Source organism: Cellulomonas sp. CW35, from assembly GCF_052378485.1.
GTDB classification, from domain to species: Bacteria; Actinomycetota; Actinomycetes; order Actinomycetales; family Cellulomonadaceae; genus Cellulomonas; species Cellulomonas uda.
On the sequence record NZ_CP199000.1, the window covers coordinates 2,300,182 to 2,325,998 of the forward strand.

The 25,817-nt window shown below is 74.5% G+C and carries 22 protein-coding genes, 2 tRNA genes and 1 pseudogene; 15 read left to right on the forward strand and 10 right to left on the reverse strand.

Annotated elements, in window-relative coordinates; translation table 11 throughout:
• Positions 1–204 precede the first annotated feature (204 nt).
• The 3 genes from ACT17Q_RS10520 to tig all read right to left on the reverse strand — a co-directional run bounded on the left by ACT17Q_RS10520 (position 205) and on the right by tig (position 3,097).
• Complete coding sequence (locus tag ACT17Q_RS10520; RefSeq protein ID WP_094179689.1) at positions 205–909, reverse strand: ATP-dependent Clp protease proteolytic subunit; 705 nt, start codon at positions 907–909, stop codon at positions 205–207.
• A gap of 25 nt (positions 910–934) precedes the next feature.
• Positions 935–1,531 (reverse strand): ATP-dependent Clp protease proteolytic subunit, encoded by a 597-nt coding sequence (locus tag ACT17Q_RS10525; protein WP_444665386.1) that lies wholly within the window; start codon positions 1,529–1,531, stop codon positions 935–937.
• 204 nt (positions 1,532–1,735) lie between these two features.
• Entirely contained in the window at positions 1,736–3,097 is a 1,362-nt protein-coding gene (gene tig, locus ACT17Q_RS10530; protein WP_444662323.1) for a trigger factor, read from the reverse strand.
• A gap of 311 nt (positions 3,098–3,408) precedes the next feature.
• Between tig and ACT17Q_RS10535 the strand changes: the two genes are divergently transcribed.
• Positions 3,409–3,479: transfer RNA gene (locus ACT17Q_RS10535), tRNA-Gly, on the forward strand.
• Here ACT17Q_RS10535 and ACT17Q_RS10540 read toward each other — a convergent pair.
• A complete protein-coding gene (locus tag ACT17Q_RS10540) occupies positions 3,451–3,705 on the reverse strand; it encodes a mycothiol transferase (protein WP_444662325.1) in 255 nt (84 codons plus the stop codon). The genes ACT17Q_RS10535 and ACT17Q_RS10540 overlap by 29 nt on opposite strands.
• A gap of 31 nt (positions 3,706–3,736) precedes the next feature.
• Here ACT17Q_RS10540 and ACT17Q_RS10545 point away from each other — a divergent pair.
• Positions 3,737–3,898, forward strand: a pseudogene (locus ACT17Q_RS10545) (response regulator transcription factor); the annotation flags it as partial.
• A gap of 2 nt (positions 3,899–3,900) precedes the next feature.
• Here the strand turns inward: ACT17Q_RS10545 and ACT17Q_RS10550 are convergent.
• Positions 3,901–3,977 (reverse strand) — tRNA-Pro (locus tag ACT17Q_RS10550).
• 84 nt (positions 3,978–4,061) lie between these two features.
• Between ACT17Q_RS10550 and ACT17Q_RS10555 the strand changes: the two genes are divergently transcribed.
• The 9 genes from ACT17Q_RS10555 (at position 4,062) to ACT17Q_RS10595 (ending at position 12,902) form a co-directional block, all read left to right on the forward strand.
• Positions 4,062–4,697 (forward strand): SGNH/GDSL hydrolase family protein, encoded by a 636-nt coding sequence (locus ACT17Q_RS10555; RefSeq protein WP_444662327.1) that lies wholly within the window; start codon positions 4,062–4,064, stop codon positions 4,695–4,697.
• A gap of 82 nt (positions 4,698–4,779) precedes the next feature.
• Entirely contained in the window at positions 4,780–6,561 is a 1,782-nt protein-coding gene (locus ACT17Q_RS10560; protein WP_444665387.1) for a bifunctional 3'-5' exonuclease/DNA polymerase, read from the forward strand.
• Between the two features lie 400 nt (positions 6,562–6,961).
• On the forward strand, positions 6,962–7,897 hold the full coding sequence (gene cysK, locus ACT17Q_RS10565; protein WP_444662329.1) for a cysteine synthase A: 936 nt from the start codon (positions 6,962–6,964) through the stop codon (positions 7,895–7,897).
• A gap of 110 nt (positions 7,898–8,007) precedes the next feature.
• Positions 8,008–8,592 carry a serine O-acetyltransferase EpsC gene (gene epsC / locus ACT17Q_RS10570; protein ID WP_094179670.1) on the forward strand — a complete coding sequence of 195 codons (585 nt, stop codon included), beginning with the start codon at positions 8,008–8,010 and terminating at the stop codon, positions 8,590–8,592.
• A gap of 66 nt (positions 8,593–8,658) precedes the next feature.
• On the forward strand, positions 8,659–9,030 hold the full coding sequence (locus ACT17Q_RS10575) for a GntR family transcriptional regulator (protein ID WP_094179669.1): 372 nt from the start codon (positions 8,659–8,661) through the stop codon (positions 9,028–9,030).
• Positions 9,027–10,079, forward strand: a complete 1,053-nt coding sequence (locus ACT17Q_RS10580) for a DUF1648 domain-containing protein (protein ID WP_141322489.1) — start codon at positions 9,027–9,029, stop codon at positions 10,077–10,079. Before ACT17Q_RS10575 ends, ACT17Q_RS10580 begins: the two co-directional genes overlap by 4 nt.
• 58 nt (positions 10,080–10,137) lie before the next feature.
• On the forward strand, positions 10,138–11,187 hold the full coding sequence (locus tag ACT17Q_RS10585; protein WP_444662332.1) for an LLM class F420-dependent oxidoreductase: 1,050 nt from the start codon (positions 10,138–10,140) through the stop codon (positions 11,185–11,187).
• 49 nt (positions 11,188–11,236) lie between these two features.
• Positions 11,237–11,581: an MGMT family protein gene (locus ACT17Q_RS10590; protein WP_141322487.1), complete on the forward strand. Its 345-nt coding sequence runs from the start codon at positions 11,237–11,239 to the stop codon at positions 11,579–11,581.
• Positions 11,582–11,636: 55 nt separating this feature from the next.
• Positions 11,637–12,902, forward strand: coding sequence for a GNAT family N-acetyltransferase (locus ACT17Q_RS10595; RefSeq protein ID WP_268531332.1), 1,266 nt, complete (start codon positions 11,637–11,639; stop codon positions 12,900–12,902).
• A gap of 102 nt (positions 12,903–13,004) precedes the next feature.
• Here the strand turns inward: ACT17Q_RS10595 and ACT17Q_RS10600 are convergent, their stop codons facing one another.
• Entirely contained in the window at positions 13,005–13,451 is a 447-nt protein-coding gene (locus tag ACT17Q_RS10600; protein WP_141322482.1) for a ribose-5-phosphate isomerase, read from the reverse strand.
• Positions 13,452–13,508: 57 nt separating this feature from the next.
• Between ACT17Q_RS10600 and ACT17Q_RS10605 the strand changes: the two genes are divergently transcribed.
• Positions 13,509–15,497: a M13 family metallopeptidase gene (locus ACT17Q_RS10605; protein WP_444662335.1), complete on the forward strand. Its 1,989-nt coding sequence runs from the start codon at positions 13,509–13,511 to the stop codon at positions 15,495–15,497.
• 28 nt (positions 15,498–15,525) lie between these two features.
• Here the strand turns inward: ACT17Q_RS10605 and ACT17Q_RS10610 are convergent, their stop codons facing one another.
• Both ACT17Q_RS10610 and ACT17Q_RS10615 read right to left on the reverse strand, forming a co-directional pair.
• Positions 15,526–16,041, reverse strand: a complete 516-nt coding sequence (locus ACT17Q_RS10610) for a hypothetical protein (protein ID WP_444662337.1) — start codon at positions 16,039–16,041, stop codon at positions 15,526–15,528.
• 150 nt (positions 16,042–16,191) lie between these two features.
• On the reverse strand, positions 16,192–16,743 hold the full coding sequence (locus ACT17Q_RS10615; RefSeq protein ID WP_243861149.1) for a mycothiol-dependent nitroreductase Rv2466c family protein: 552 nt from the start codon (positions 16,741–16,743) through the stop codon (positions 16,192–16,194).
• 374 nt (positions 16,744–17,117) lie between these two features.
• Here ACT17Q_RS10615 and pepN point away from each other — a divergent pair, with 374 nt between their 5' ends.
• Complete coding sequence (pepN, locus tag ACT17Q_RS10620; RefSeq protein WP_444662339.1) at positions 17,118–19,709, forward strand: aminopeptidase N; 2,592 nt, start codon at positions 17,118–17,120, stop codon at positions 19,707–19,709.
• 20 nt (positions 19,710–19,729) lie between these two features.
• Here the strand turns inward: pepN and ACT17Q_RS10625 are convergent, their stop codons facing one another.
• Both ACT17Q_RS10625 and malQ read right to left on the reverse strand, forming a co-directional pair.
• Positions 19,730–20,296, reverse strand: coding sequence for a toxin (locus tag ACT17Q_RS10625; RefSeq protein WP_094179659.1), 567 nt, complete (start codon positions 20,294–20,296; stop codon positions 19,730–19,732).
• The gene (malQ, locus tag ACT17Q_RS10630; RefSeq protein ID WP_444662342.1) at positions 20,293–22,431 is read right to left on the reverse strand and encodes a 4-alpha-glucanotransferase; all 2,139 of its coding nucleotides are present in this window, start codon (positions 22,429–22,431) and stop codon (positions 20,293–20,295) included. The genes ACT17Q_RS10625 and malQ overlap by 4 nt, the downstream gene beginning before the upstream one ends.
• Positions 22,432–22,514: 83 nt before the next feature.
• Here malQ and ACT17Q_RS10635 point away from each other — a divergent pair, with 83 nt between their 5' ends.
• Both ACT17Q_RS10635 and ACT17Q_RS10640 read left to right on the forward strand, forming a co-directional pair.
• Positions 22,515–24,713 (forward strand): prolyl oligopeptidase family serine peptidase, encoded by a 2,199-nt coding sequence (locus ACT17Q_RS10635; protein ID WP_444662344.1) that lies wholly within the window; start codon positions 22,515–22,517, stop codon positions 24,711–24,713.
• Positions 24,710–25,816 (forward strand): mechanosensitive ion channel family protein, encoded by a 1,107-nt coding sequence (locus tag ACT17Q_RS10640; protein ID WP_444662346.1) that lies wholly within the window; start codon positions 24,710–24,712, stop codon positions 25,814–25,816. Before ACT17Q_RS10635 ends, ACT17Q_RS10640 begins: the two co-directional genes overlap by 4 nt.
• Position 25,817: the final 1 nt, after the last annotated feature.

A 25,817-nucleotide genomic window follows, 5' to 3' on the forward strand; every position in this document is an offset into this window, starting at 1 on the left:
GTCCCGCGTACCCCGCATCGTGTCGCGGCGTGTCCTCGCTCGTCCGGGCGGTCCGGGCCGTCTGAACCGTTTCGGCGTCCCGGATCTGGGATATGGGACGCGTCGGCGGCCCGGCCGCACCCGCCGTCAGGAGCGACGACGGCGGGTGCGGCCGGGCAGGATCACCCGTCCGCACCCGCCGAGGTCGTCACGCGCGGTACGTCGTCAGGACGGCTCGATGACCGTCGGGCGCGCGCCCTTGCGGCTCGCGAGCACCTGGTCGACGAGTCCGTACTCCAGCGCCTGCTGCGCCGTGAGGATCTTGTCGCGCTCGATGTCCTGACGGACCGCCTCGACGTCCCGCCCCGTGTGGTGGGCGATCGTCTCCTCGAGCCACTCGCGCATGCGGATGAGCTCGTTGGCGTGGATCTCGATGTCGGACGCCTGCGCGTACCCGCCGCCCTCCATCGCGGGCTGGTGGATCAGCACGCGCGCGTTGGGCAGCGCCAGGCGCTTGCCCGGCGTGCCCGCCGCGAGCAGCACGGCCGCCGCGGAGGCGGCCTGCCCGAGGCAGACGGTCGCGATCTGCGGCTTGATGTACTGCATCGTGTCGTAGATCGCCGTCAGCGCGGTGAACGAGCCACCGGGCGAGTTGATGTACAGCGTGATGTCGCGGTCCGGGTCGGTGCTCTCCAGCACCAGGAGCTGCGCCATGACGTCGTCGGCCGAGGCGTCGTCCACCTGCACGCCGAGGAAGATGATGCGGTCCTCGAACAGCTTGGTGTACGGGTCCTGCCGCTTGAAGCCGTAGGCCGTGCGCTCCTCGAACTGGGGCAGCACGTAACGGGCGGACGGCGCGGCGGCCGCCGGACGGCCGAAGCCGCCGGCCAGCGCGCCCGCGCGGGCGATGAACTGGGACTCGGTGCTCACTGGATCTCCTCGCGGTCTCGAAGGCTCAGGCGGTCCCGCCGCGGCCCGTGACGGAGCTCGCGGCCTCGACCACGTGGTCGATGAACCCGTACTCGAGCGCCTCCGGGGCGGTGAACCAGCGGTCACGGTCGGCGTCCGCGCTGATCTGCTCGACGCTCTTGCCCGTCTGCGCGGCGGTCAGCTCGGCGAGCACCGTCTTCATGTGCAGGATCAGCTGCGCGTTGATGCGCACGTCCGTCGCGGTACCGCCGATGCCGCCCGAGGGCTGGTGCATCATCACCCGCGCGTGGGGCGTCGCGTAGCGCTTGCCCTTGGCGCCCGACGAGAGCAGGAACTGCCCCATCGAGGCCGCCATGCCCATCGCGATCGTCGCCACGTCCGGCTTGATGTACTGCATGGTGTCGTAGATCGCCATGCCGGCCGTGATCGAGCCGCCGGGCGAGTTGATGTACAGCCAGATGTCCTTGTCCGGGTCCTCCGCGGCCAGGAGCATCATCTGCGCGCAGATCGCGTTCGCGTTCTCGTCGCGCACCTCGGAACCGAGCCAGATGATCCGCTCGCGCAGCAGCCGGTTGTAGATGTGGTCGTTCAGGCCGAGTCCGGGAGAGTCGGCCCGGGCCATGGCCGGGAAGTCGTTCACGAAGGCTCCTTGGTCGAAGCGGCATCCTTGCGTCGCAGTGACACTAACGCCCGGCCGCCGCAGATCCGGCCCGGCCACGGCCCGTTTCGCTGTCGGCGCAGCACGCGCGCGGCGGGTGCGGGCCGGGACGACGAGAGCCCCGTCACCGGCGTGCGGCGACGGGGCTCCCGGTGGAGCGGGGCGACCTCAGGCGGTCGCGTCCACGGCCGCGTCGGCGACCGCGGCGGCAGCGGCGGCGTCGTCCTGCGACTCGGCCGCGTCGTCCTCGTCGGTGCCGATGAAGTCGGACAGGTCCACCGCGGCACCCGACGGGTCCGTGACCGTCACCTGGCGCAGCGCGACGGCGATCGACTTGGAGCGCGCGACCTCGGCCACCATCGCCGGGATCTGGCCGCCCTCGTCGAGGGTCTTGATGAACGTGTTCGGGTCCATGCCGTACTGACGCGACGCCTGCACGAGGTACTCGACGAGCTCCTGCTGCGAGACCTTCACCTCGAGCTTCTCGGCGAGCGTGTCCAGCAGGATCTGGTTGCGCAGCGCGGTCTGCGCCTGCTCCGTGACCTCGGTGCGGTGCTCGTAGTCGTCCAGGCGGCCCTCGGACTCGAGGTGACGGTGCACCTCGGCCTCGACGACGCCCGACGGCACGGGGATCTCGATGCTCTCCACGAGCTTCTCGACGAGCAGGTCACGCGCCTGCACCGCCTGGTTGGAGACCTTGATGCGCGCGGCCTGCTCGCGCAGGTCCGCCTTCAGCTCGTCCAGCGTGTCGAACTCGGACGCGAGCTGCGCGAAGTCGTCGTCGGCGTCGGGCAGCTGACGCTCCTTGACGGTCGTCGCCGTCACCGTGACCTGGGCCTTCTCGCCCGCGTGCTCGCCACCGGCCAGCTCGGTCTCGAACGTCGTCGTCTCGCCCGCCGACAGGCCCGTCAGCGCCTCGTCCAGACCCTCGAGCATGTTGCCCGAGCCGATCTGGTAGCTCACGCCGGACACCGAGTCGACCTCGGCGTCGTCGATCTTCGCGACCAGGTCGATCACGACGAAGTTGCCGGCCTCCGCCGGGGCGTCCACGCCCACGAGCGTGCCGAAGCGCTCACGCAGCGCGTCGAGACGGCCCTCGACGTCCGCGTCCTCGACCTCGACGCCCTCGACCTCGATGGCCAGGCCGTCCAGCGCGGGGAGCTCGAGCTCGGGGCGCACCTCGACCTCGGCGGAGAAGTGCAGCTCGCCCTCCTCCTCGCCGGCCACGAGGCCGGGGACCTTGGTGACCTCGACCTCGGGCTGACCGAGGGGACGCAGCTTGTTCTCGCGCACCGCCTCGGCGTAGAAGCCGCCCAGACCCTCGTTCACCGCGTGCTCGATGACCGCCGGACGGCCGACGCGCTGGTCGATGATGCGCGGCGGCACCTTGCCCTTGCGGAAGCCCGGCACCGTCACCTGCTCCGCGATGTGCTGGTACGCGTGCTCGATGCTCGGGCGGAGCTCGTCGTACGTCACCTCGACGGTCAGCTTGACCTTCGTCGGCTCCAGGGTCTCGACGGCGCTCTTCACTTCGATGCTCTCCAACTGATCGGGGTGGTTTCGCCGTTCCCGGCGGCGGTGCGAGGGCGCGGGCGCGGCGACAGGCTCGAGGCCAGGTCCATGAGGTCGGGCTCAAGGGCTGAGGCGCTCAAGGGCTGAGGCGCGCACGGGCGACCCTCGATGGTACGTCACGCGCCGGAGCACGGACGAATCACAGCCCGGCCGCCACCTCGCGGCGGCCGGCCCCCGAGCGGTCGCCCCGGGACCTGACCCGGGGCGGTTCGGACGGACCGGAACGAGCCGGTACCCTTGACGCCGCCGGTCGCACCTGTGCGGCCTGTGCGGACGTAGCTCAATGGTAGAGCCCCAGTCTTCCAAACTGGCTACGCGGGTTCGATTCCCGTCGTCCGCTCCCCCGCCCGTCCACGCACGTCCTCCGGGCCTGCGCCGATCCACCCGCCCCGACCCGTCGAGCGGGCCCATGCGTCGTTCACGTGCTCGTCGTCGCCGCGCGCGTCGAGGAACGCGTGCACGGCGGAGCCGCGGTAGTGGCGCTCGGGGCGCTCACGGACCATGACCATGCGGAACCAGTACTGCTCGACCTCGGCGAGGTGGCGCACGATGCCGGGCAGGGACATGTCCGACGGCGGGACGGAGCGGCGCGCGAGCGTCGCGCAGTGCCTGTCGAACAACCAGATCGGCCGTCGGCTGTTCATCTCCGGCACGACCGTCTCGGTGCACGTGTCGAACGTGCTCGCGAAGCTCGGCGCGTCCGGCCGCGCGGAGGCGGTCGACGTCGCGCACCGTCGCGGCCTGATCGGCGCCCGGTGACCTGGTCGGGGTGGTCGGATTCGAACCGGCGACCTTCCGCTCCCAAAGCGGACGCGCTACCAACCTGCGCCACACCCCGTCGCGCGAGGGGGCCCGCGCGACGCCCAGCCTAGGGGACGCGTCGCTGTCACCCGTTCGGGTCAGGCTGTGGTGGGATGTGCGCGTGCCGACGTTCTTCACCCACGCCGACCGCGTCCTGTTCCAGGGCGACTCGATCACCGACTGGGGCCGGGACCGCCAGGACCCGCTGAGCCTGGGCCACGGGTGGGTGGCGATCGCCGCGGCGCTGGCCGGCGCGCGACGGCCGGACCTGGGACTCACGTTCCTCAACCGCGGCGTGGGCGGTGACACGGCCGCGATGGTGCGGGACCGCTGGGAGCGGGACACCCTCGCGCTCGAGCCGACGGTGATCTCGCTGCTCGTCGGGGTCAACGACACGTGGCGGCGCTACGACAGCGGGCAGCCGACGAGCACGCGCGAGTTCGAGGAGCACTACCGCGCGATGCTCGACTCGGCGCGCGAGCGCCTGGACGTGCGGTTCGTGCTCGTCGAGCCGTTCCTGCTCCCGCTCACGCCGGAGCAGGAGGCGTGGCGCGAGGACCTGGACCCGCGCATCGCGGTCGTACGGTCGCTCGCCCAGGAGTACGGCACGAGCCTGCTCGCGGCGGACCTGCTGTTCGCGGAGGCGATCGAGGCCGCGGGCGCGGCGCACTGGACGACGGACGGCGTGCACCTGACCGCCGCGGGCAACGGGCTGCTCGCCGAGGCGTGGCTCGACGAGCTCGGCATGCCCGCCTGAGCGCGCACGGACCGGCCGGCCCGGGGGGACGGCGCGGCGCGCGGGCACCTCGGGCGTGGGAGGCGTGCGGCAGGCTGCAGACGTGATCGTCGTCGTCGCCCGGCCGGCGGGCTCGTCCGCGTCGCCGGGCCCCGTGGTCGCGGTCCGTGAGAGCGACGCCGCGGTGCTCGGCCCCGAGCGCGCGGTGCGCTGGGCGTGGGCGGACACGCACGCGTGGTACCCGCGCCTGCTGGCGGACGGCGTGCGCGTCGAGCGGTGCCTGGACCTGCGCCTCACGCACCGGCTGCTGCGCGGCTCGGCGTCGTGCGCCGGGTCCGACCTCGCGCACGCGCCCGCGGGTCCGTTCGACGCGGCGGGGCCCGCCGACCCGGCGTCCGCGCGGCCCGCCTCGAGCGACCAGACGCTGTTCGACGCGATGCGCGACGACGACGCGGCCGCGTCCGACACCGCCGACCCGCACCCCGACGAGCGGGGCCCGGCGGGCACGCCCGACCTGGCCGCGTGCCTCGCGGAGCTGGACGCGCAGCACGCCGCGGTGGCGGGCAGCCCGTCCGCGGGGCGCCTGCGGCTGCTCGTGGCGGGCGAGTCGGCGGGCGCGCTCGTCGCGACGGAGATGCGTCACACGGGCCTGCCGTGGGACGCCGACGTGCACGACGAGGTGCTGCGCGACCTGCTGGGCGAGCGTCCTGCGCGCGGCGAGCGCCCGCCCGAGCTCGCGCGGCTCGCGGCGCGGGTTCGCGCCGAGCTCGACGCCCCCGGCCTCAACCCGGACTCCCTGCCCGACGTGCTGCGCGCGCTGCGCCGCGTGGGCCTCGCGGTGTCCTCGACCCGGCAGTGGGAACTCGAGGGCGTCGACCACCCGGCGGTCGCACCGCTGCTCGCCTACAAGAAGCTGTCGCGTCTGCACTCCGCGAACGGCTGGGCGTGGCTCGACCAGTGGGTGCCGGACGGCCGGTTCCGGCCGGAGTACGTGGTGGGCGGTGTGGTCACGGGCCGCTGGGGGTCGAGCGGTGGTGGCGCGCTGCAGATCCCCCGCCGCCTGCGCACCGCGGTGCGCGCGGACCCGGGGTGGCGGCTCGTCGTCGCGGACGCCGCACAGCTCGAGCCGAGGGTGCTCGCGGGGATGGCGCACGACGAGCGGATGGCGGCGGCCGGCGCGGGACGTGACCTGTACGGCGGCATCGTGGACGCGGGCGTGGTGCCCGAGCGCGCGCTCGCGAAGGTCGGGATGCTGGGCGCGCTGTACGGCGGGACGACGGGTGCGAGCGCGGCCGTGCTCCCGCGGCTCCTGCAGGCGTTCCCCGCGGCGGTGGGGCTCGTCGAGGACGCCGCGCGCGCGGGCGAGCGCGGCGAGGTCGTCTCCACGCTGCTGGGCCGCAGCTCCCCGCGTCCGGGCGAGACGTGGGCGCAGGCCCAGGCGGACGCGCTCGACCCGGACGCGACCGAGCGCGCGCAGTCGCGCGCACGGTCGGCGACGCGGTCGTGGGGCCGCTTCACGCGCAACTTCGTCGTACAGGGCACCGCGGCCGAGTGGGCGCTGTGCTGGCTCGCCGAGCTGCGCCGCCGGCTGTGGGCGCTGGGTGCCGACGAGGCCGCGCCGGGCCGGGTGCGTGCCCCGTTCGTGGGGCGTCCGCACCTCGTGTACTTCCTGCACGACGAGGTCGTGGTGCACACCCCCGCGTCGTGCGCGGACGAGGTCGCGGCGCAGGTCGCGGGCGCGGCGACGGCGGCGGGACGTCTGCTGTTCGGCGACTTCCCGGTCGACTTCCCGCTCTCGGTGGGCGTCGCGTCGACGTACGCGGACGCGAAAGAGGCGGCGCGCCTCGTCGTCGGCGTCCCGGGCGCGACCCGCCACCTCGGGTGAGTCGACGCCGGCGCGTGCGCCGCGAGCCCGTCCCGCAGGGCGGGAACCTTTGCGCGGGGCGTCGCGTTGGCGATAACGTCACCTGCGACTGCGGCCGTCCTGGCCGCCTCTGGAGGAGAGCGATGAGCGAGCGGACGTCCGCCCCCGCCTCCTTCCGCCGTGCCCTCGTGGCGCGGTGTTGTCGCTGTCGGTAGAGCGCTGGCTCCCGCGCGCGACGGCACCGTGACCCGGACGGGCCGTGCCAGGTCCGCCAGCGCTCGCCCCGGCGGCCCGCCCCTACCCGGGCGCCGACCGCACCCACCCCGCACCCACCCCGCACCGTCAGCCGGGGTGGCCGCAGCACCCGCAAGGCACGTCCCCCGTATCCGCCGCCACCCGGCGGCTCGACCGAAGAGGAACCATGGCACGCATCTACGACGACGCCACCGCGCTGATCGGCAACACCCCGCTGGTCCGCATCAACAAGATCACCGACGGCGCCCCCGCGACCGTGGTCGGCAAGCTCGAGTTCTACAACCCGGCGAACTCGGTCAAGGACCGCATCGGCGTGGCGATCATCGACGCCGCGGAGGCGTCGGGCGAGCTGCAGCCGGGCGGCACGATCGTCGAGGCGACGTCCGGCAACACGGGCATCGCGCTCGCGTTCGTCGGCGCGGCCCGCGGCTACAAGGTCGTCCTGACCATGCCGGAGACGATGTCGAAGGAGCGGCGCGCTCTGCTGCGCGCGTTCGGCGCGGAGCTCATCCTCACGCCCGGCTCCGAGGGCATGAAGGGCGCGGTGAACCGCGCGAACGAGGTCGTGGCCGAGCGCCCGGGCGCGATCCTCGCCCGCCAGTTCGCCAACGAGGCCAACCCTGCGATCCACCGCACGACCACGGCCGAGGAGATCTGGGCCGACACGGACGGCAAGATCGACATCCTCGTCGCCGGCATCGGCACGGGCGGGACCATCACGGGCGTCGGCCAGGTGCTCAAGGAGCGCAAGCCCGACGTCAAGATCGTCGCGGTCGAGCCCGCCGAGTCGCCGATCCTCAACGGCGGCCAGCCCGGCCCGCACAAGATCCAGGGCATCGGCGCGAACTTCGTGCCGGAGATCCTCGACACGTCGGTGTACGACGAGGTCATCGACATCGACGCCGACACCGCCGTCGCGTACGCGCGCCGCGCCGCCGCCGAGGAGGGGCTGCTCGTCGGCATCTCGTCGGGCGCCGCGCTCGCGGCCGCGAAGCAGCTCGCGGAGCGCCCCGAGAACGCGGGCAAGCTGATCGTCGCGATCATCCCGTCGTTCGGCGAGCGCTACCTGTCGACGGTGCTGTACGCCGACCTGCTCGACTGACCCGCACGCCGTGCCCCGGGCCGCGCGAGCACCCGGGGCACGGCGCCCGGTCCTGGACCGCCGCGGCGGCGGTCGTCCCCCGTTCGAGAGCCCCTCGAGAGCCAGGTCCCATGCCTTCCCTGCAGCACTTCATCGCCACGTTCCGCGAGGACCTCGAGGCCGCGCGTCGTCGTGACCCCGCGGCCCGGTCGCGGCTCGAGGTGGCGCTCGCCTACCCGGGGGTGCACGCGGTGTGGACCTACCGCGTGGCCCACGCGATGTGGCGCGAGCCGGGCCTGCGCCTGCCCGCGCGGCTGCTGTCGCAGCTCGTGCGGTTCCTCACGGGCATCGAGATCCACCCCGGCGCACGCCTCGGGCGCCGGCTGTTCATCGACCACGGCATGGGCGTGGTCATCGGCGAGACCGCCGAGGTCGGTGACGACGTGGTGCTGTTCCACGGCTCGACGCTCGGCGGCAAGTCGATGCGGCACGGCAAGCGGCACCCCACGCTCGGCGACCACGTCGTGGTCGGCGCGGGCGCGAAGATCCTCGGGCCGGTGTGGATCGGCGACGGGGTGCAGGTCGGGGCCAACGCCGTCGTCATCCACGACGTCCCGGCCGGCGCGATCGCGGTGGGGGTACCCGCGCAGATCCGCCTGCGCCCGGCCGCGGCACCGTTCGACATCGAGGTCGACGACCCCGCGATCTACATCTGACCGGTCCGTCCGGCCCGCGCTCGCTCCGCGCTGTCCTCCTGCGCCCCGCGCAACTAGCCTGGCGCCGTGCTCTGGACCGTGGACCCCGAGCGCGACGAGCCGCTGTTCGCGCAGATCGCCGCGCAGGTGCGCGGCGCGGTCGCGAGCGGTGAGCTGCGCACGGGCGACCGGCTGCCGTCGGCCCGGGTGCTCGCGACGTCCCTCGAGGTCAACCTGCACACCGTGCTGCGCGCGTACCAGGACCTGCGCGACGAGGGTCTGCTCGACCTGCGCCGGGGGCGGGGTGCCGTGATCGCCGGGCACGCCGACTACGCGGCGCTCGACGAGCCCGTCGCCGCGCTGGTCGACGCCGCGCGCCGTGCGGGTGTGCCTCCCACCGCCGCGACCGCGCTCGTGCAGGCCGCGTTCGCCCGCGCGACGACCCCGGAGGGCCGATGACGACGACGTCCACCACCCCGGCGGGCGCCCGGGGCGACGAGCGGACCGCGCCCCCGCACCGCCGCTCGACCACGCTGCTCGCGCTCGTGCTGCCGCTCGCACTCATGGCCGTCCCGGCGCTCGCCGCGCTGGGCTGGCGCGACGAGCTGCCGGAGCGGATCGCGAACCACTGGGGCGCCGACGGGCCGGACGGGTTCTCGTCGTTCGCGGGCGCCTTCGTCCCGCTGCTCGTCGGCACGGGGCTGTGCGTCGCGCAGTGGGCGTTCGCGTTCTGGCGCGGGCACGACGGCGTGACCCGACGCGGGCTGGTCGCGACGTCCGCCGGCCTGGGGGCGCTGTACGCGGTCGTCGTGACCGGCACGCTCGCGAGCCAGCGCGGCCTCGCCGACGGCGCGCTCGCACCGGGCGGCGGCCCGACCGTGGTCCTCGGTCTCGCGGCCGCCGTCGTCGTGGCCGGGGTCGCGTTCCTCCTCGCCCCCGCCGACGCGCGGCTGCCGGCGCGCGGACCCGTCGACGCCGACGCCCGCCGCGTGCCGCTGTCCCGCACGCAGCGCGCGGCGTGGACCCGGACCGTCGGCTCACCGTCGGCGCTGCTCCCGGCCGGCGCGGTCGTCGCGGCGACGACCGTGCTCGCCGCGGTGCTCGACGAGTGGATGGCGCTGCTGGTCCCGGTGGGCCTGAGCGTGCTGCTCGCCGCGATGCTCCTGTGGCGGGTGACGGTCGATGCGCGTGGGCTCGAGGCGCGCTCCGTGCTCGGGTGGCCGCGCGTGCGGGTGCCCGTGGACGAGGTGCTGCGCGCCGACGTGGTCGACGTGCGCCCGCTGCGCGAGTTCGGCGGCTGGGGCTACCGGCTCGGCCGCGGCGGGCGGGCAGGGCTCGTGCTGCGCGCGGGCGAGGCGATCCAGGTGCGGCGGACCGGGTCCCGCGTGCTCGTCGTGACCGTCGACGACGCCGCGACGGCGGCCGCGCTGCTCAACACGCTCGCGGACCGCCGCCGCCCGCGCGACGACCGCGCGGAGCGCGGGACCCCGCGAGCTACCGCCGGGTAACCTGACCGCGCCGCGGCCGACCGGGCCGCCGCGCGACGACGACGTCACGGAGGCCGGCATGCGACTGGGGTACTCGCTGGGTTACTGGTCCGCCGGCCCGCCGCCGGGCGCGCTCGAGACCGTGGTCGCGGCCGAGCGCCTCGGCTTCGACTCGGTCTGGACGTCCGAGGCGTACGGCTCCGACGCGTTCACGCCGCTCGCGTGGTGGGGATCGCGCACGTCGCGCGTGCGACTCGGCACGGCGATCGCCCAGATCTCGGCGCGCACCCCCACCGCGACCGCCATGGCCGCCCTCACGCTCGACCACCTGTCGGGCGGGCGGTTCGTGCTGGGCCTCGGCGCGTCCGGCCCGCAGGTCGTCGAGGGCTGGTACGGCCAGCCGTACCCGCGGCCGCTCGCCCGCACGCGCGAGTTCGTCGCGGTCGTGCGCCAGGTGCTCGCACGCGAGGCGCCCGTCACGTTCGACGGCGACTTCTACCGCCTGCCGCTGGGTCCCGACGAGGGCGCCGGGCTCGGCAAGGCGCTGCGCCCGACCGTGCACCCCCTGCGCACCGACCTGCCGATCCACCTCGCCGCGGAGGGCCCGCGCAACGTCGCACTCGCGGCCGAGATCGCCGACGGCTGGTTGCCGATGTTCTACTCGCCCCGCATGGACGACGAGTACCGCGCGCTGCTCGCCGAGGGCTTCGCCGCGCGCACCGACGACCGCTCCCCCGCCCGCTTCGAGGTGGTCGCGCCCGTGCCCGTGGTGCTGGCCGAGAGCATCGACGCCGCCGCCGAGCAGATCCGGCCGTTCGTCGCGCTGTACGCGGGCGGCATGGGCGCGAAGGGTGCGAACTTCCACCGCAACGTGCTCGACCGGCTCGGGTACTCCGCGGTGTGCGACGAGATCCAGGCGCACTACCTCGCGGGCGACAAGCAGCGCGCGGCCGCGGCGGTGCCCGTGGAGCTCGTGCGCGACGTCGCGCTCGTCGGCACGCCCGACGACGTGCGCGCGCAGCTGCCGGCGTGGCGCGCGACCGCGATCACGACGCTCGTCGTGCAGGGCGACCCGCGCACGCTGCCCGCCGTCGCGGCGGTCCTCGCGCCGGAGGTCGACGCCGCCTGACCGCTGCGCCCTCCCCCGAGCCACGGCACGCTGCGGCACACTCGTCGTCGTGGACGACGCGTACCTCGAGGCGGTGCTCGACCTGGTGGAAGCCATCCCCCCGGGGCGCGCGATGACCTACGGGACGGTCGCCGAGGTCGTCGCGGACCGGTTCGCGGCCGCGGGCGACCGTCCGCGCGGCGGCCCGCGCCAGGTGGGTCAGGTCATGGCCCGAGCCGGTTCGGGCGTGGCGTGGTGGCGCGTCGTCGACGCGTCGGGCGCGCCGCCCGCCCGGCACCTGCACCGCGCGCTCGACGAGCTGCGCGCCGAGGGCACCCCGCTCGTGGCGGACGGGACGCGGGTCGCCCTGCGCCGGGCGATCTGGTTCCCTGACGACGTCCCGACGGCCGACTGAGCGACGCCGGCATATGCGCTGGTGACATGCGCCTGGCGGGGGTGACCATGGCGCCATGACACCTCTGCCCGACGGGTACCGCACTGTCGCGGTGCCGCACGACCGCAAGACCGAGTTCCTCGCCGTCGACCACCTCGCGTTCGCGTTCGAGCCCGACGAGAAGACCAGCGAGATCGTCCCCGACACCCTCGAGTGGGACCGCACGGCGGGCGTCGAGCGGCCCGACGGGACCCTGGGCGGCGTCCACGGCTCGTTCGACTTCGACCTGCCCGTCCCGGGCGGTGCGGTCCCGTGCGCGGGGCTCACGTTCGTGGGCGTCCGGCCCGACGAGCGTCGCCGGGGGCTGCTGTCCGCCATGATCGACGCCCACTTCGCGCGCTCCCTCGAGCGCGGCGAGCCGGTCTCCGCGCTGTTCGCCGCGGAGATGGCGATCTACGGCCGGTTCGGCTACGGCTCGGCCTGCGACGACGTCCGCCTCAAGGTGCCGCGGGGAGCCGCGCTGCGCGACGTGCCGGGCAGCGACGCGCTCACGGTGCGCATCGACACCGCGGACGTCGAGCGGCACGCCGACCTCGTGCAGGCGGTCAACACCGCGGCCGGCGTCGGCCGCCCGGGCTGGGTCCTGCGGGCGTCCGACGCGCACCGCCGCTCCCGGCTCGCCGACCCGCCCGCGTGGCGTGACGGCGGCGAGCCGCTGCGCATCGTGACGGTGCACGACGAGGTCGGCGACCCTCGCGCCTACGCGCTGCTGCGACGCAAGGAGACGTGGGGCGATGCAGGCCCCGCGTACCCCGTCACGGTGCGCGACTCCGCGGCCGTCGACGCGGCCGCGGCGCACCGGCTGTGGTCCTTCGTCCTCGACCTCGACCTCACGGGCGAGGTCGCGACGAACATGCTCCCGGTCGACGACCGGCTCCTGTCGCTCCTGGTGGACCGGCGCGGCGCCCAGCCGCGCCTGACCGACAACCTGTGGGTGCGCCTGCTCGACCTGCCGGTCGCGCTCGCCGGGCGCCGGTACAGCGCCCCGGTCGACGTCGTCCTCGAGGTCAGCGATGCGCGGCTGCCGGCGAACGCGGGCCGGTGGCGCGTGGCGACGACCGACGAGGGCGCGCACGGGTGGGCCGCCGAGGTGACCCGCACCGACGACGAGCCGGACCTGCGCATCGACGTGCGCGAGCTCGGCGCGGCGTACCTGGGCGGCAGGTCGCTGTCCGCCTACGCGGACGCCGGTCTCGTCACCGAGCTCACGCCCGGGACCCTGCACCCGACGGCCGCCGCGTTCTCCTGGCCGGTGGCCCCGCTGTGCCCCTGGGTCTTCTGAACCGGCGACCACCGCCCCGCCGAGTGCGGACGGTCCGGCGCGAGTGCGCACGCTCGTCGTACGCACTCGCGCACGGACGTGCGCACTCGGCGGACGGGTGGGTCAGCGGGACTCGTACTCGGCCAGGAGGTCAATGCGACGCTGGTGGCGCGCGTCGCCGCTGAACGGCTCCGCGAGGAACGCGTCGACCAGCGCGAGCGCCTCGTCGACCGAGTGCTGGCGCGCGCCGATCGCGACGACGTTCGCGTCGTTGTGCTGACGCGCCAGCGTGGCGGTCTCGAGGTTCCACGCGAGTGCGGCACGCACCCCCGTGACCTTGTTCGCGGCGATCTGCTCGCCGTTGCCCGACCCGCCGAGCACGATGCCGAGCGAGCCCGGCTCGGCGACCACGGCCTCACCGGCCGCGAAGCAGAACGGCGGGTAGTCGTCGAGCGCGTCGTAGGAGTGCGCCCCGTGGTCGACGACGTCGTGCCCTGCGGCCTGCAGGTGCTCGACGAGCGCGACCTTGAGCTCGTAGCCGGCGTGGTCGGAACCGATGTGGATGCGCATGGGCCCATCCTGCCGCAGCGCGCGGGTCGCGCCGCACGCTGTCCGTAGGCTGTGGCCATGACGCGCAGCGGCCTCGACCTGACCGACCTCGACCCCACCGTCCGTCCGCAGGACGACCTGTACCGCCACGTGAACGGGCGCTGGTACGCCCAGCACGTCATCCCCGCGGACCGGGCGATGGACGGCACGTTCCGCACGCTGCACGACGCGGCCGAGGCCCAGGTCCGCGACATCATCGCCGACCTGGGCGCGCAGGCCGCCGACGAGGACGGTTCGGCGAGCGCGGGCGCGAAGGTCGGCGCGGTGTTCGCGAGCTTCATGGACACCGACGCGATCGAGGCGGCCGGGCTCGCGCCGCTGCAGGTGGACCTCGCGCTCGTCGCGGGCGCGGCCACGCAGGCCGAGCTGACCGGCGTGCTCGGGGCGCTGCAGCGCACGGGCGCGGGCGGCGCGGTCGGTCTGTGGGTCGACAACGACGCGGACGACCCCGAGCGCTACGTCGTCTACCTGCACCAGGGCGGCCTCGGCCTGCCCGACGAGGCCTACTACCGGGAGGAGCAGTACGCCACCGTGCTCGCGGCGTACGCACCGCACGTCGCCCGCATGCTGCGCCTCGCGCAGGTCGCCGCGGACGAGGCGGAGGCGAGCGCGCTCGCCGCGCGGGTCGTCGCGCTCGAGACGAAGCTCGCCGCGCACCACTGGGACGTCGTCAAGGACCGCGACGCCGACCTCACGTACAACCCGACCACGCTCGCGGACCTCGCGACGAGCGCGCCCGGCTTCGACTGGCACGCGTGGGCGCTCGCGCTCGGCGCACCCGCGGGTGCGCTCGACCAGCTCGTCGTGCGCGAGCCGCAGTTCGCCGAGGGCTTCGCGCAGCTGTGGGCGTCCGAGCCGCTCGAGGACTGGCAGGCGTGGCTCGCGTACCACGTCGTCTCCGACCGGGCCCCGTACCTCACGCAGGAGCTCGTCGAGGCGAACTTCGACTTCTACGGCCGCACGCTGACGGGCGCGCAGGAGCTGCGTGACCGGTGGAAGCGCGGCGTGTCGCTCGTGCAGGGCGTGCTGGGCGAGGCCGTCGGGGAGGTCTACGTCGCGCGGCACTTCCCGCCGTCGCACAAGGAGCGCATGGACGAGCTCGTCGCGCACCTCGTCGAGGCGTACCGCGAGTCGATCACGTCGCTCGAGTGGATGGGCGAGGAGACGCGCGCGAAGGCGCTCGCGAAGCTCGACGCGTTCACGCCGAAGATCGGCTACCCGGTGCGGTGGCGCGACTACTCGGCGCTCCAGGTCGACGCGACCGACCTGCTCGGCAACGTGCGTGCGGCCAACGCGTTCGAGCTCGACCGCGAGCTCGCGAAGATCGGCAGGCCGATCGACCGCGACGAGTGGTTCATGACGCCGCAGACCGTGAACGCCTACTACAACCCGGGCATGAACGAGATCGTCTTCCCCGCGGCGATCCTGCAGCCGCCGTTCTTCGACGCCGACGCGGACGACGCCGTGAACTTCGGCGCGATCGGCGCGGTCATCGGCCACGAGATCGGGCACGGGTTCGACGACCAGGGCAGCAAGTACGACGGCACCGGCCGGCTCGAGGACTGGTGGACCGCGGACGACCGCGCCGAGTTCGAGCGCCGCACGAGCGCGCTCGTCGAGCAGTACGACGCGTTCTCCCCCGCGCAGCTCGACGGCTCGCACCACGTCAACGGGGCCCTGACCATCGGCGAGAACATCGGCGACCTCGGCGGGCTCTCGATCGCCCTGAAGGCCTACCGCATCGCGCTGGGCCGTCCGCTCGAGGAGGCCCCGGTGCTCGACGGGCTCACCGGCGTGCAGCGGTTCTTCCTCGGCTGGGCGCAGGCGTGGCGCACCAAGGGCCGCGACGAGGAGGTCGTGCGTCGGCTCGCGACGGACCCGCACGCGCCCGACGAGTTCCGCTGCAACGGCGTCGTGCGCAACGTCGACGAGTTCTACGCGGCGTTCGACGTCCAGCCGGGCGACGGGCTGTACCTCGCCCCCGAGGAGCGCGTGCGCATCTGGTGAGCGACCCGTGACGCAGGGGGCGTCGGGGTCAGGGCAGCTCGCGCCAGGCGGCGCGGGCGAGCTGGAACCCGACGCCGTCGGCGTCGGTGCAGCGCACGCCGTTCGTCGCGCTCACGCACGTGAAGTCGCCGGCGGTGGCCTTCGACCCGTACTCGAGGGTCGGGACGTCACCGCCCGCGACGGTGGGCGCCGGACCGTCGACGCAGTCGAACGCGAACCCGTCGGCGTTGAGCACGACCACGTGACCGGTCGTGCCGGAGCACCCCGCGACCGCCGGCGGGTCGTACGTGATGGACGCAATCGTGCAGGTCACGCCGCGGGCGGACATCGTGCACGCGATGTTCCCGCTCGGCAGCTTGAACGCCGCACGGTCCCCCTCGGGCGTCGTCGGGCCGCTGACCTGGACGGTGGTGGTCGCCGACGGCTGGGCCGCGCCGCCGCCGCCGGCGTCCCCGGAGAGCCGCACCGCGAGCAGGACCACGAGCGTCAGGACCAGGACCGCGTCGACCGCCATCCACGTCCGGACCGCCCGCTGCGTCGTCATCGTCCCTGTTCCCACCCTCTCGTCACCGCCGTCCGGTTCGCACGACCGGGACAGCATCACATCCCCTCGGCGCGACGTGCCACTCGCCCGGCGCGCCGAGGGCGACGGGCGAGCGGCACGTGGTCGGCGGGGTCCCGGCCGCGGGGACGGTCAGAAGGACGGGCCTGCGCTGCGCGTCCGCTTGAGCTCGTAGAAGCCCGGCACGTGCGTCATGAGCACGAGCCCGTCGAACAGGTCGAGAGCCGCCTGCCCCGTGGGCGCGGGGGTCACGACCGGGCCGAAGTAGCCGACGCCGTCGATCGCGACGACGGGCGTGCCGACCTCGTCGCCGACGAGGGCGATCGCCTCCCCGTGCGACGCGCGCAGCAGGTCGTCGACCTCGTCGGTGCCGGCGACCGCCGCGAGCTGCGCGGGCAGCCCGACCTCCGCCAGCGACTCGGCGATGATCGCGTCGGTGTCCGAGCGACCACCCGGGTGCCGGCGCGTGCCCATCGCGTCGTACAGCGGCTTGATGACGCCCTCGCCGTGGTCGCGCGCGGCCGCGACGATGACGCGGACCGGCCCCCAGCCCTCGTCCATGAGGCGGCGGTAGCGCTCGGGCAGCTCGTCGCGGCCCTCGTTGAGCACCGACAGGCTCATGACGTGCCAGCGCACGTCGACGTCGCGGTGCGCCGCGACCTCGTCCATCCAGCGGGACGTCATCCAGGCCCACGGGCACGCGGGGTCGAACCAGAAGTCGACGACGGGACGCGAGTCGGTCACAGCAGCTCCGATCGGTGGACGCGGGGTGCGGGCGGGTGCACGCAGCGCGCGGGTGGCGGACGGTTCGTGCTCGGCACAATCTCGCACGACGCACGGACATTCCCGCCCGCCGCAGCGTGAGACGGCGGGCGCGTCGGTGCCGCGTGGGATGATCGGGCAGGCCCGGCACCCCGGGCCTCGTGCCCGCCGCCGCGCCTGACACAGCGACCGACGCAGCGACTGACGCAGCGACCGACGCAGCGACCGACGCAGCGACCGACTACAGCCACGCGCGGCCGGGCCCGACAGCACCGAGCACGACACCAAGGAGCACTGTGCCCGCCGAGAACCTCACGCGTGCCGAGGCGCGCGACCGCGCCGCCACCGTGACGACGCACGCGTACGACGTGACGCTCGACCTGACGACGAGCCCGACGACGTTCGCGTCCCGCACCGTCCTGTCGTTCTCGGCGATCCCGGGCTCGAGCACGTTCGTCGACCTGATCGCGCCGACGGTCCACGAGGTCACGCTCAACGGCACGCCGCTCGACCCCGCGCAGGTCGTCGCCGACTCGCGCATCCGGCTCGACGACCTCGCGGCCGAGAACGAGCTCGTCGTCGTCGCGGACTGCGCGTACATGAACACGGGCGAGGGTCTGCACCGCTTCGTCGACCCGGTCGACGACGAGGTGTACCTGTACTCGCAGTTCGAGGTCGCGGACTCGCGACGCGTGTTCGCGGTGTTCGAGCAGCCCGACCTCAAGGCGACGTTCACGTTCACCGTCACCGCGCCCGCGCACTGGGTGGTCGTGTCGAACTACCCGCAGGTGGGCGAGCCCGTGCCGGTCGAGGGCGGGGTCAACCACAACGGCGGCCGTGACGAGGGCACGGCGACGTGGACGTTCGAGACGACGCCGCGCCTGTCGTCGTACGTCACCGCCGTCGTCGCGGGCCCGTACCACCACGAGCACGGCTCGCTCACGAGCTCGGACGGCCGCGAGATCCCGCTCGGCGTGTACTGCCGCGGGTCGCTCGCCCAGTACCTCGACACGGACGAGATCCTCGACGTCACGCGCCGTGGCTTCGCGTTCTACGAGGAGAAGTTCGCCGCACCGTACCCGTTCGCGAAGTACGACCAGCTCTTCGTGCCGGAGTTCAACGCGGGCGCGATGGAGAACGCGGGCGCGGTGACGTTCCTCGAGGCGTACGTGTTCCGCTCCAAGGTCCCCGAGGCCACGGTGGAGCGGCGCGCGGTGACGATCCTGCACGAGCTCGCGCACATGTGGTTCGGCGACCTCGTGACGATGCGCTGGTGGGACGACCTGTGGCTGAACGAGTCGTTCGCCGAGTACGCGTCGACCCTCGCGACGGCCGAGGCGACGCGCTGGACGAGCGCGTGGACCACGTTCTCCTCGCTCGAGAAGTCGTGGGCGTACCGCCAGGACCAGCTGCCCTCGACGCACCCCATCGTCGCGGACATGCGCGACCTGGAGGACGTCGAGGTCAACTTCGATGGCATCACGTACGCCAAGGGCGCGAGCGTGCTCAAGCAGCTAGTCGCCTGGGTCGGCCAGGACGAGTTCTTCGCGGGGGTGCAGGCGTACTTCGCCAAGCACGCGTGGGGCAACACCGAGCTGCGTGACCTGCTGACCGAGCTCGAGGCGACCTCGGGCCGCGACCTCGGGCCCTGGTCCGCGCTGTGGCTCGAGAAGGCCGGCGTGACGCTGCTGCGCCCGCAGGTCGAGCTCGACGAGCACGGCACCGTGACGTCGTTCGCGGTCCTGCAGGAGGTCCCCGACGAGCACCCCACGCAGCGTCCGCACCGCCTCGCGATCGGCGGGTACGACCTGGTCGACGGTCGGCTCGCGCGGACCCTGCACGTCGAGCTGGACGTCGACGGCCCGCGCACGGAGGTGCGCGAGCTGCTCGGCCGGCACCGCCCGCTGCTGATCCTGCTCAACGACGACGACCTCGCGTACGCCAAGGTCCGGCTCGACGAGCTGTCGATGTCCGCGGCGATCGAGCACCTGGGCGAGTTCGACTCCTCGCTCCCCCGCACGCTCGTGTGGGCCGCGGCGTGGGACGCGACGCGTGACGGGGAGACCCCGGGCCGCGACTACGTCGACCTGGTGCTCGGCAACATCGCGCACGAGACGGACTCGACGGTCGTGCTCGTCCTGCTGCGCCAGCTCACGACGACGCTCGACCTGTACGTCGCGCCCGAGCACCGCGCGGCGACCGCCGCCTCGGCGGCCGACCGCCTGCTCGCGCTCGCGCAGGACGCGCCCGCGGGCTCCGACCTGCAGCTGCAGCTCGTCAAGGCGTTCGCGGCCCGGGCCACGACGCCCGAGCAGCTCGACGTCGTCGTCGAGGTCCTGGACGACCGGACGTCGTTCGAGGGCCTGACGCTCGACACCGACCTGCGCTGGGAGCTGCTCACGGCGCTCGTCGCGGGCGGGCGCGCCGACGAGACGCAGATCGCCGCGCAGCTGGCCGCCGACCCGACGGCGACGGGCGAGCGCGCCGCCGCCCAGGCGCGCGCCGCGATCCCGACCCCGGCCGCGAAGGCCGCGGCGTGGGCCGCCGCGGTCGAGGGTGACCTGCCCAACGCGATCCAGGCGGCGACCATCGCGGGCTTCGCGCGCGTGCACGACCGGGGCCTGCTGCTCCCGTTCGTCGGGCCGTACCTGGAGGGTCTGACCACCGTCTGGGCCGAGCGCACCAACGAGATGGCGCAGAACGTCGTCGTCGGCCTGTACCCGACGGCCCTCGCCGACGACGCGCGGGCCGACGTCCTGGCGTCGACCGACGCGTGGCTCGAGGCGCACGCCGACGCGGCGCCCGCGCTGCGCCGGCTCGTCGTCGAGTCGCGGGACGGTGTGCGCCGCGCGCTCGCCGCGCAGGAGGCGGACCGCCGCCGCGCCTGACGGCCTCACCGGCGGGCCCCTCAGTCCGGGGGCCCGCCGGGAGCCGGCGGCTCGATCGCGGCGAGCCACGCCGCCGCCTCGCGGCGGCTGCCGATCCGCACGACGCGCGCGTCACGGTCCGCGAGCGCGCCGTACTGCTCCCGGTAGCGCTCGAAGTGCGTCCAGGACCACCGCACGATGTTCCTCTCGGGGTCGCGGCGCAGGAGGCTGAGGACGTTCTCGCGGTTGCCGTGCCACAGCTCGGTGCGCGTGACGCCGCGGCGCACGGTGCGCAGCACGAGCTGCGTGACGACGACGCGACGCGGCGGGTCGAGCCACACCACGACGTCCGCCACGTCACCCAGGCCGTGACCCCGGCTGTTCCAGTTGCCGTCGGCCACCCACCCGAGGGCACCCGCCCCGCCGAGCAGCTGAGCCAGCCGGGCGCGCGCCTCGTCCTGGTCGCGGTGCCGCCAGCCCGCGTCCCAGTACACCTCGTCGAGCTCGACGTGCGGCACCCCGAGCCGTGCGGCAGCCGCGCGCGCGAACGTGGTCTTGCCCGCGCCGCTGCTCCCGACGACCCAGACGCGGCGCGGCCGCCCCGTCACCGACCGGCGTCGAGCACGGCCGCGAGGCTGCGCAGACGCGCGTTGGTGAACAGGTCGTCCACGAGCACGACCTGCCCCGCCGAGTCGGCGAGCGGCACCTTCCAGTTGGGGTACTCCTGGTCCGTGCCGGGCTGGTTCTGCGCGCGGCGCTCCCCCACGGCGTCCGCGAGCGCGACGCCGACGAGCACCGCGGGCGTCGCCATGACGTAGCGGTGCATCGCCTCGACGACCTCCCGCTCCGAGGGGTCGGCGCCGACGAGGCCGCGCGAGCGCAGCGCCGCGAGCATGCGGTCGCGCTCGGCCTCGGCCTGCGCGCGCACGACCGGCACGGGGTCCGTCAGCAGCCCGAGGCGCTCACGGATGGCGACGTGCTCGCCCGCGAGGTAGCCCGCGGTGGGCGGCAGGTCGTGCGTGGTCACGGTCGCCAGGACGAGCGGGCGGTAGTGCTCGGGCGGCAGCGGGTTGCCGTCGTCGCCGTTCTCGAACCACAGCACCGACGTCCCGAGGACACCCCGCTCGGACAGGTAGTCGCGGACCCACGGCTCGACGGTGCCGAGGTCCTCTCCGATGACGACCGCACCGGCGCGGTGCGCCTCGAGCGCGAGGATGCCGACGAGCGCCTCGTGGTCGTAGCGCACGTACGCGCCCTCGCCGGGCGCCGCGCCGTCCGGGATCCACCACAGCCGGAACAGGCCGATGACGTGGTCGATCCGGATCGCGCCTGCGTGCCGCAGCACCGTGCGCAGCATGTCGCGGTACGGCAGGTACCCGGCGCGCGCGAGCTCGTCGGGCCGCCACGGCGGCTGCGACCAGTCCTGACCCTGCTGGTTGTACATGTCGGGCGGCGCGCCGACGGTCGCGCCGCGTGCGAGGACGTCGCCGAGCGACCAGACGTCCGCGCCGGCCGGGTGCACGCCCACCGCGAGGTCGTGCATGATCCCGATGCTCATGCCTCCCTCGCGCGCGGCGCGCTGCGCCGCGGCGAGCTGCTCGTCGGCCACCCACTGCAGCCACGTGTGGAACGCGACGCGGTCCGCGAGCTCCTCGGCCTGCGCCGCGACGGCGGGTGAGGCCGGGTCGGCCAGCTCGGGCGGGATCGTCTCGGCGCCGTACCTCTCGGCGAGCGCGCTCCACAGCGCGAACGTGCGCAGCCCCGGTCCCTGCTCCTCGACGAACGCGTCGAAGACGGCCTGGCGCGGCGCCGAGCGCGGGTGCGCGAAGATCACGTCGAGCGCGGTGCGCTTGGCGGTCCAGGCGGCGTCGCGGTCGATCGGCCCGGCGTCCAGGTCGAGCGGGAGCACGGACTCGGCGGCCCACTCGACGAGCGAGCGGTCGGCCGCGGCGAGGTAGGCGGCCTCGGGGATCGCCTCGGGCCGGATGTAGATCGGGTTGACGAAGCGGCGGGTGCTCGGCAGGTACGGCGACGGCGTGAGCGGCGCGACGGGTTCCGCGGCGTGCAGCGGGTTGATGAGCAGGAAGTCCGCGCCGGTCTCGTGCCCGGCGAGCCAGCCGATGTCCGCGAGGTCGGACAGGTCCCCGACACCCCACGAGCGCTCGGAGCGCACCGAGTAGAGCTGCGCCATGTAGCCCCAGGCACGTCCGCCGTCCCGCAGCTGCGCGGGCAGCTCGAGGCGGTCGGGCGTCACGACGACGACGCCGCGGGCGGCGGCCGACGGGCCGGACGCGTGGATCGAGTGCCAGCCGAGCGGCAGGTCGCCGGGCACGACGAACGTCGCGCGCCCGACGAGACGCCCGTCGACCGTGCGCGGCTCGACGTACACGTCGGCCTGGTGCAGGTCCCGGCGTCCGCCCCCGACCTCGGGGTCGAGCTCGAGCCACACGTGCACGGGGTCGCCGTGCGTGACGTGGACGGGCACGTGCCGCTCGTGACCGGCGCGCAGGACGGTCGTCGGCGGGACGACGCGGCGCCACGGCATGTCGTCGACGTGCGCGAGCGCGAGCTCGACGCGCTCGGGTGAGCTCGCGTCGACGCCCAGGGCGGCGAGGACCGCGCGCAGCGTCCCGGCGGACGCCCGCCGCAGGTCGCCGTGGAACCCCCAGTGGTCGGGCACGACCCCGTACGCCGCGGCGAGCCGCAGCAGGGAGTCCGACGGAGCGGTGAAGTCGGCGACCACATGTCGATCCTGCCAGAGCGACGCGACCCGGACGCAGCCGAACGTCATGGGCGGGTCGGCTGCTCGTCGTAGCCTTGCGGACCATGACGCCCCCCGCGACGTACCCGCCCGCGCACCGCGACGACCTCGTCGAGGACCTGCACGGCCACGAGGTGCCCGACCCTTACCGGTGGCTGGAGGACGCCGACGCGGCGGCGACCCAGGCGTGGTCGCACGCGCAGGACGAGCTGTACCGGGCCGTCCGGGAGGACGACGCTCGGGCGCTGGCGGGTTCCCCGTTCGCGGGCGACGCGCTCACGGCGCGCCTGCAGGCGCTGCTGGGCGCGGGGTTCGTCAGCGCGCCCGCGTGGCGCGGCGCACGGCGCTTCGTCTCGCGGCGCTCGGGCGACCAGGAGCACGCGGTCGTCGTGGTCGTCGAGCCGGACGGGCACGGCGGCGAGGTCGAGCGCGTGCTCGTGGACCCGGTCGCGATCGACCCCGCGGGCACGACGACGCTCGACTCGTGGCAGCCCTCGAAGGAGGGCGCGCTGCTGGCGTACCAGACCTCGACGGGCGGCACGGAGGAGTCGGTGCTGCGCGTGCTGGACGTCGCGACGGGTGAGGTCGTCGACGGTCCCGTCGACCGCGCGCGGTACTCGCCCGTGGCCTGGCTGCCGGGCGGCGAGGCGTTCTTCTACGTGCGGCGACTCGCGCCCGAGCTGGTGCCGCAGGACGAGCGGCAGTACCACCGCCGCGTGTGGCTGCACCGCGTCGGCACGTCGCCCGACGAGGACGTCGAGGTGTTCGGTGCGGGGCAGCCGGTCACGAGCTACTACGGCGTGACCGTCTCCCGTGACGGCCGCTGGCTCGTGGTGTCGGCCGCCGCGGGGACGGCGCCGCGCAACGACGTGTGGATCGCGGACCTGACGGCGTCGTCGCCGCAGGCGCCGGTGTTCGTCGAGGTGGCGGTGGGCCTCGACGCGCAGACGGGTGCGTGGGTGGGCCGGGACGGACGCCTGTACGTGCACACCGACCTCGACGCCCCGCGCGGGCGCCTGGCGGTGGCCGACCCGGGCGACCCGGGCGCGGACCGCTGGCGCACGCTCGTCGCGCAGGACGGCACGGCCGTGCTGGAGGACGTCGCGCTGACCGACGGCGGGGGCGACGACACGACGCCTCGCCTGCTGCTCGCGTCGTGGCGACGCCACGCGGTCTCGTCGGTGACGGTCCACGACCCGGCGACGGGCGAGCGCCTGCCCGGTGCCGCGGGGACGGTGCCGCTGCCCGGTCTGGGCTCGGTGTCCGGCCTGGTCACGCGTCCCGAGGGCGGGCCCGAGGTGTGGTTCTCCTACACCGACCACACGACGGTGCCGGGCGTGCACCGGTTCGACGCCACGACGGGCGCGCTCACGCTGTGGGCGTCGCCGCCGGGTGTCGTCGCGGACGTGCCCGAGGTGCGCGTGCGTCAGGTCGAGGCGACGTCCGCCGACGGGACGACCGTGCGCGCGTTCGTCGTCGCGCGCGCCGACCTGGTCGACGACGAGGGGCGCCCGACGACGCCGCGGCCGACGATCCTGTACGGGTACGGCGGCTTCCAGATCTCGCTCGACCCCGGCTACTCGGCGTCCACGCTCGCGTGGGTCGAGGCGGGCGGCGTGTACGTCGTGGCGAACCTGCGCGGCGGCGGCGAGGAAGGCGAGGACTGGCACCGCGCGGGCATGCGCGAGCACAAGCAGCACGTGTTCGACGACTTCCACGCGGTCGCCGAGCTGCTCGTGGCGCAGGGGTGGACGACGCCCGGGCAACTCGCGTGCTGGGGCGGCTCGAACGGCGGCCTGCTGGTCGGTGCCGCGCTCACGCAGCGCCCCGACCTGTTCGCGGCCGCCGTGTGCTCGGCACCGCTGCTCGACATGGTCCGTTACCAGCGGTTCGGCCTCGGCGTCACGTGGACGGAGGAGTACGGCGACGCCGACGACCCCACCGAGCTCGGCTGGCTGCTCGGCTACTCGCCGTACCACCGTGTGGTCGAGGGCACGCGCTACCCCGCGACGCTGTTCACCGTGTTCGAGGGCGACACGCGCGTCGACCCGCTGCACGCCCGCAAGCTCGCCGCCGCGCTGCAGCACGCGACCGCCGCACCGCTCGCGCAGGCACCGGTGCTGGTGCGCCGCGAGACCGGCGTCGGCCACGGCGGGCGCGCCCTGTCCCGCTCGATCGCGCTGAGCGTCGAGCAGCTGCAGTTCGTCGCCCGGCACACCGGGCTCGTCGCGCAGCCCGCCCCCGCCACGCAGGAGGCCGAGTGACCGTGCACCTTCTCCCGACCGCCGCGACGCCCGCGCCGTCGCCGACCCCGACCGACGACGTGCTCGTCCCGCAGGACCTGGGCTCGCCCACGTCGTGGTGGCAGTGGTTCACGGGGGTCCCGCTGACGATCCTCGTCATCGTCGCGGTGTCCTGCGTCGTGCTGGTCCTGCTGCAGGCGCTGATCCGCCGTGTCACCGACCACATCGCCGAGGGCACGCCCGTCACGGAGCGCGGCGTGCTCCGTCCGCTCGCGGACCGGGGCGTCGCGCAGACGCTGCTCAAGGTCGACCCGCTCGCCACGGCGCGCCGCGCACAGCGCGCCCGCACGCTCGGCTCGGTGCTGCGCTCGACCGCGGCGGTCCTGGTGGGCGGCATCGCGGTGTTCCTCGTGCTGGACGCGCTCGGGGTGAACATCGCGCCGTTCATCGCGTCCGCCGGGATCGTGGGCGTCGCGCTGGGCTTCGGTGCGCAGAGCCTCGTCAAGGACTTCCTGACCGGCACGTTCATGCTGCTCGAGGACCAGTACGGCGTGGGTGACGTGGTCGACCTCGGGCCCGCGACGGGCACGGTCGAGGCGGTCACGCTGCGCGTCACGAAGGTCCGCGACGCCGACGGCACGCTCTGGTACGTCCCCAACGGCTCGCTGGTGCGCGTCGGCAACAAGACGCAGGGCTGGGCGACGGCCGTCGTCGAGGTCGACGTGGACTACTTCGCCGACCTCGATCAGGTGGAGCGCCTGCTCGCGGAGGCAGCGGCGCACGTCGCGGCCGAGCTCGGCGACGCCGTGCAGGGTGAGCCGACGATCACCGGGATCGAGCGGCTGACCGCCGAGGCGATCACGCTGCGCATGCGCGTGCGGACGTCGCCGGCGCGGCAGTGGGAGGTGGCGCGCGCGCTGCGTGTCGCGGCGAGGCGCGTGCTCGAGGAGGCCGCCGTGCCGCTCGCGGGTCAGCGCGACGCGCTCACCGCGCACCGTGCGGCGCTCGCCGAGGTCGCCGACGACGAGGCGCAGGGCGCCGACGGCGAGGCGCGCGTGGACGCGAGCGACCCTGACCCGCACGACACACCGGTCGACGACGTGGTGCGCCCGCCCAAGCCCTGAC

What these genes read in the sequence shown, in the direction of transcription:
- ACT17Q_RS10525 (WP_444665386.1), bottom strand. Translation starts at nt 1,531, where the DNA reads ATGGCCCGGGCCGACTCTCCCGGACTCGGCCTGAACGACCACATCTAC.
- ACT17Q_RS10540 (WP_444662325.1), bottom strand. Translation starts at nt 3,705, where the DNA reads ATGTCCCTGCCCGGCATCGTGCGCCACCTCGCCGAGGTCGAGCAGTAC.
- cysK (WP_444662329.1), top strand. Translation starts at nt 6,962, where the DNA reads ATGGCACGCATCTACGACGACGCCACCGCGCTGATCGGCAACACCCCG.
- epsC (WP_094179670.1), top strand. Translation starts at nt 8,008, where the DNA reads ATGCCTTCCCTGCAGCACTTCATCGCCACGTTCCGCGAGGACCTCGAG.
- ACT17Q_RS10580 (WP_141322489.1), top strand. Translation starts at nt 9,027, where the DNA reads ATGACGACGACGTCCACCACCCCGGCGGGCGCCCGGGGCGACGAGCGG.
- ACT17Q_RS10585 (WP_444662332.1), top strand. Translation starts at nt 10,138, where the DNA reads ATGCGACTGGGGTACTCGCTGGGTTACTGGTCCGCCGGCCCGCCGCCG.
- ACT17Q_RS10595 (WP_268531332.1), top strand. Translation starts at nt 11,637, where the DNA reads ATGACACCTCTGCCCGACGGGTACCGCACTGTCGCGGTGCCGCACGAC.
- ACT17Q_RS10600 (WP_141322482.1), bottom strand. Translation starts at nt 13,451, where the DNA reads ATGCGCATCCACATCGGTTCCGACCACGCCGGCTACGAGCTCAAGGTC.
- ACT17Q_RS10605 (WP_444662335.1), top strand. Translation starts at nt 13,509, where the DNA reads ATGACGCGCAGCGGCCTCGACCTGACCGACCTCGACCCCACCGTCCGT.
- ACT17Q_RS10610 (WP_444662337.1), bottom strand. Translation starts at nt 16,041, where the DNA reads ATGACGACGCAGCGGGCGGTCCGGACGTGGATGGCGGTCGACGCGGTC.
- ACT17Q_RS10615 (WP_243861149.1), bottom strand. Translation starts at nt 16,743, where the DNA reads ATGACGTCCCGCTGGATGGACGAGGTCGCGGCGCACCGCGACGTCGAC.
- ACT17Q_RS10635 (WP_444662344.1), top strand. Translation starts at nt 22,515, where the DNA reads ATGACGCCCCCCGCGACGTACCCGCCCGCGCACCGCGACGACCTCGTC.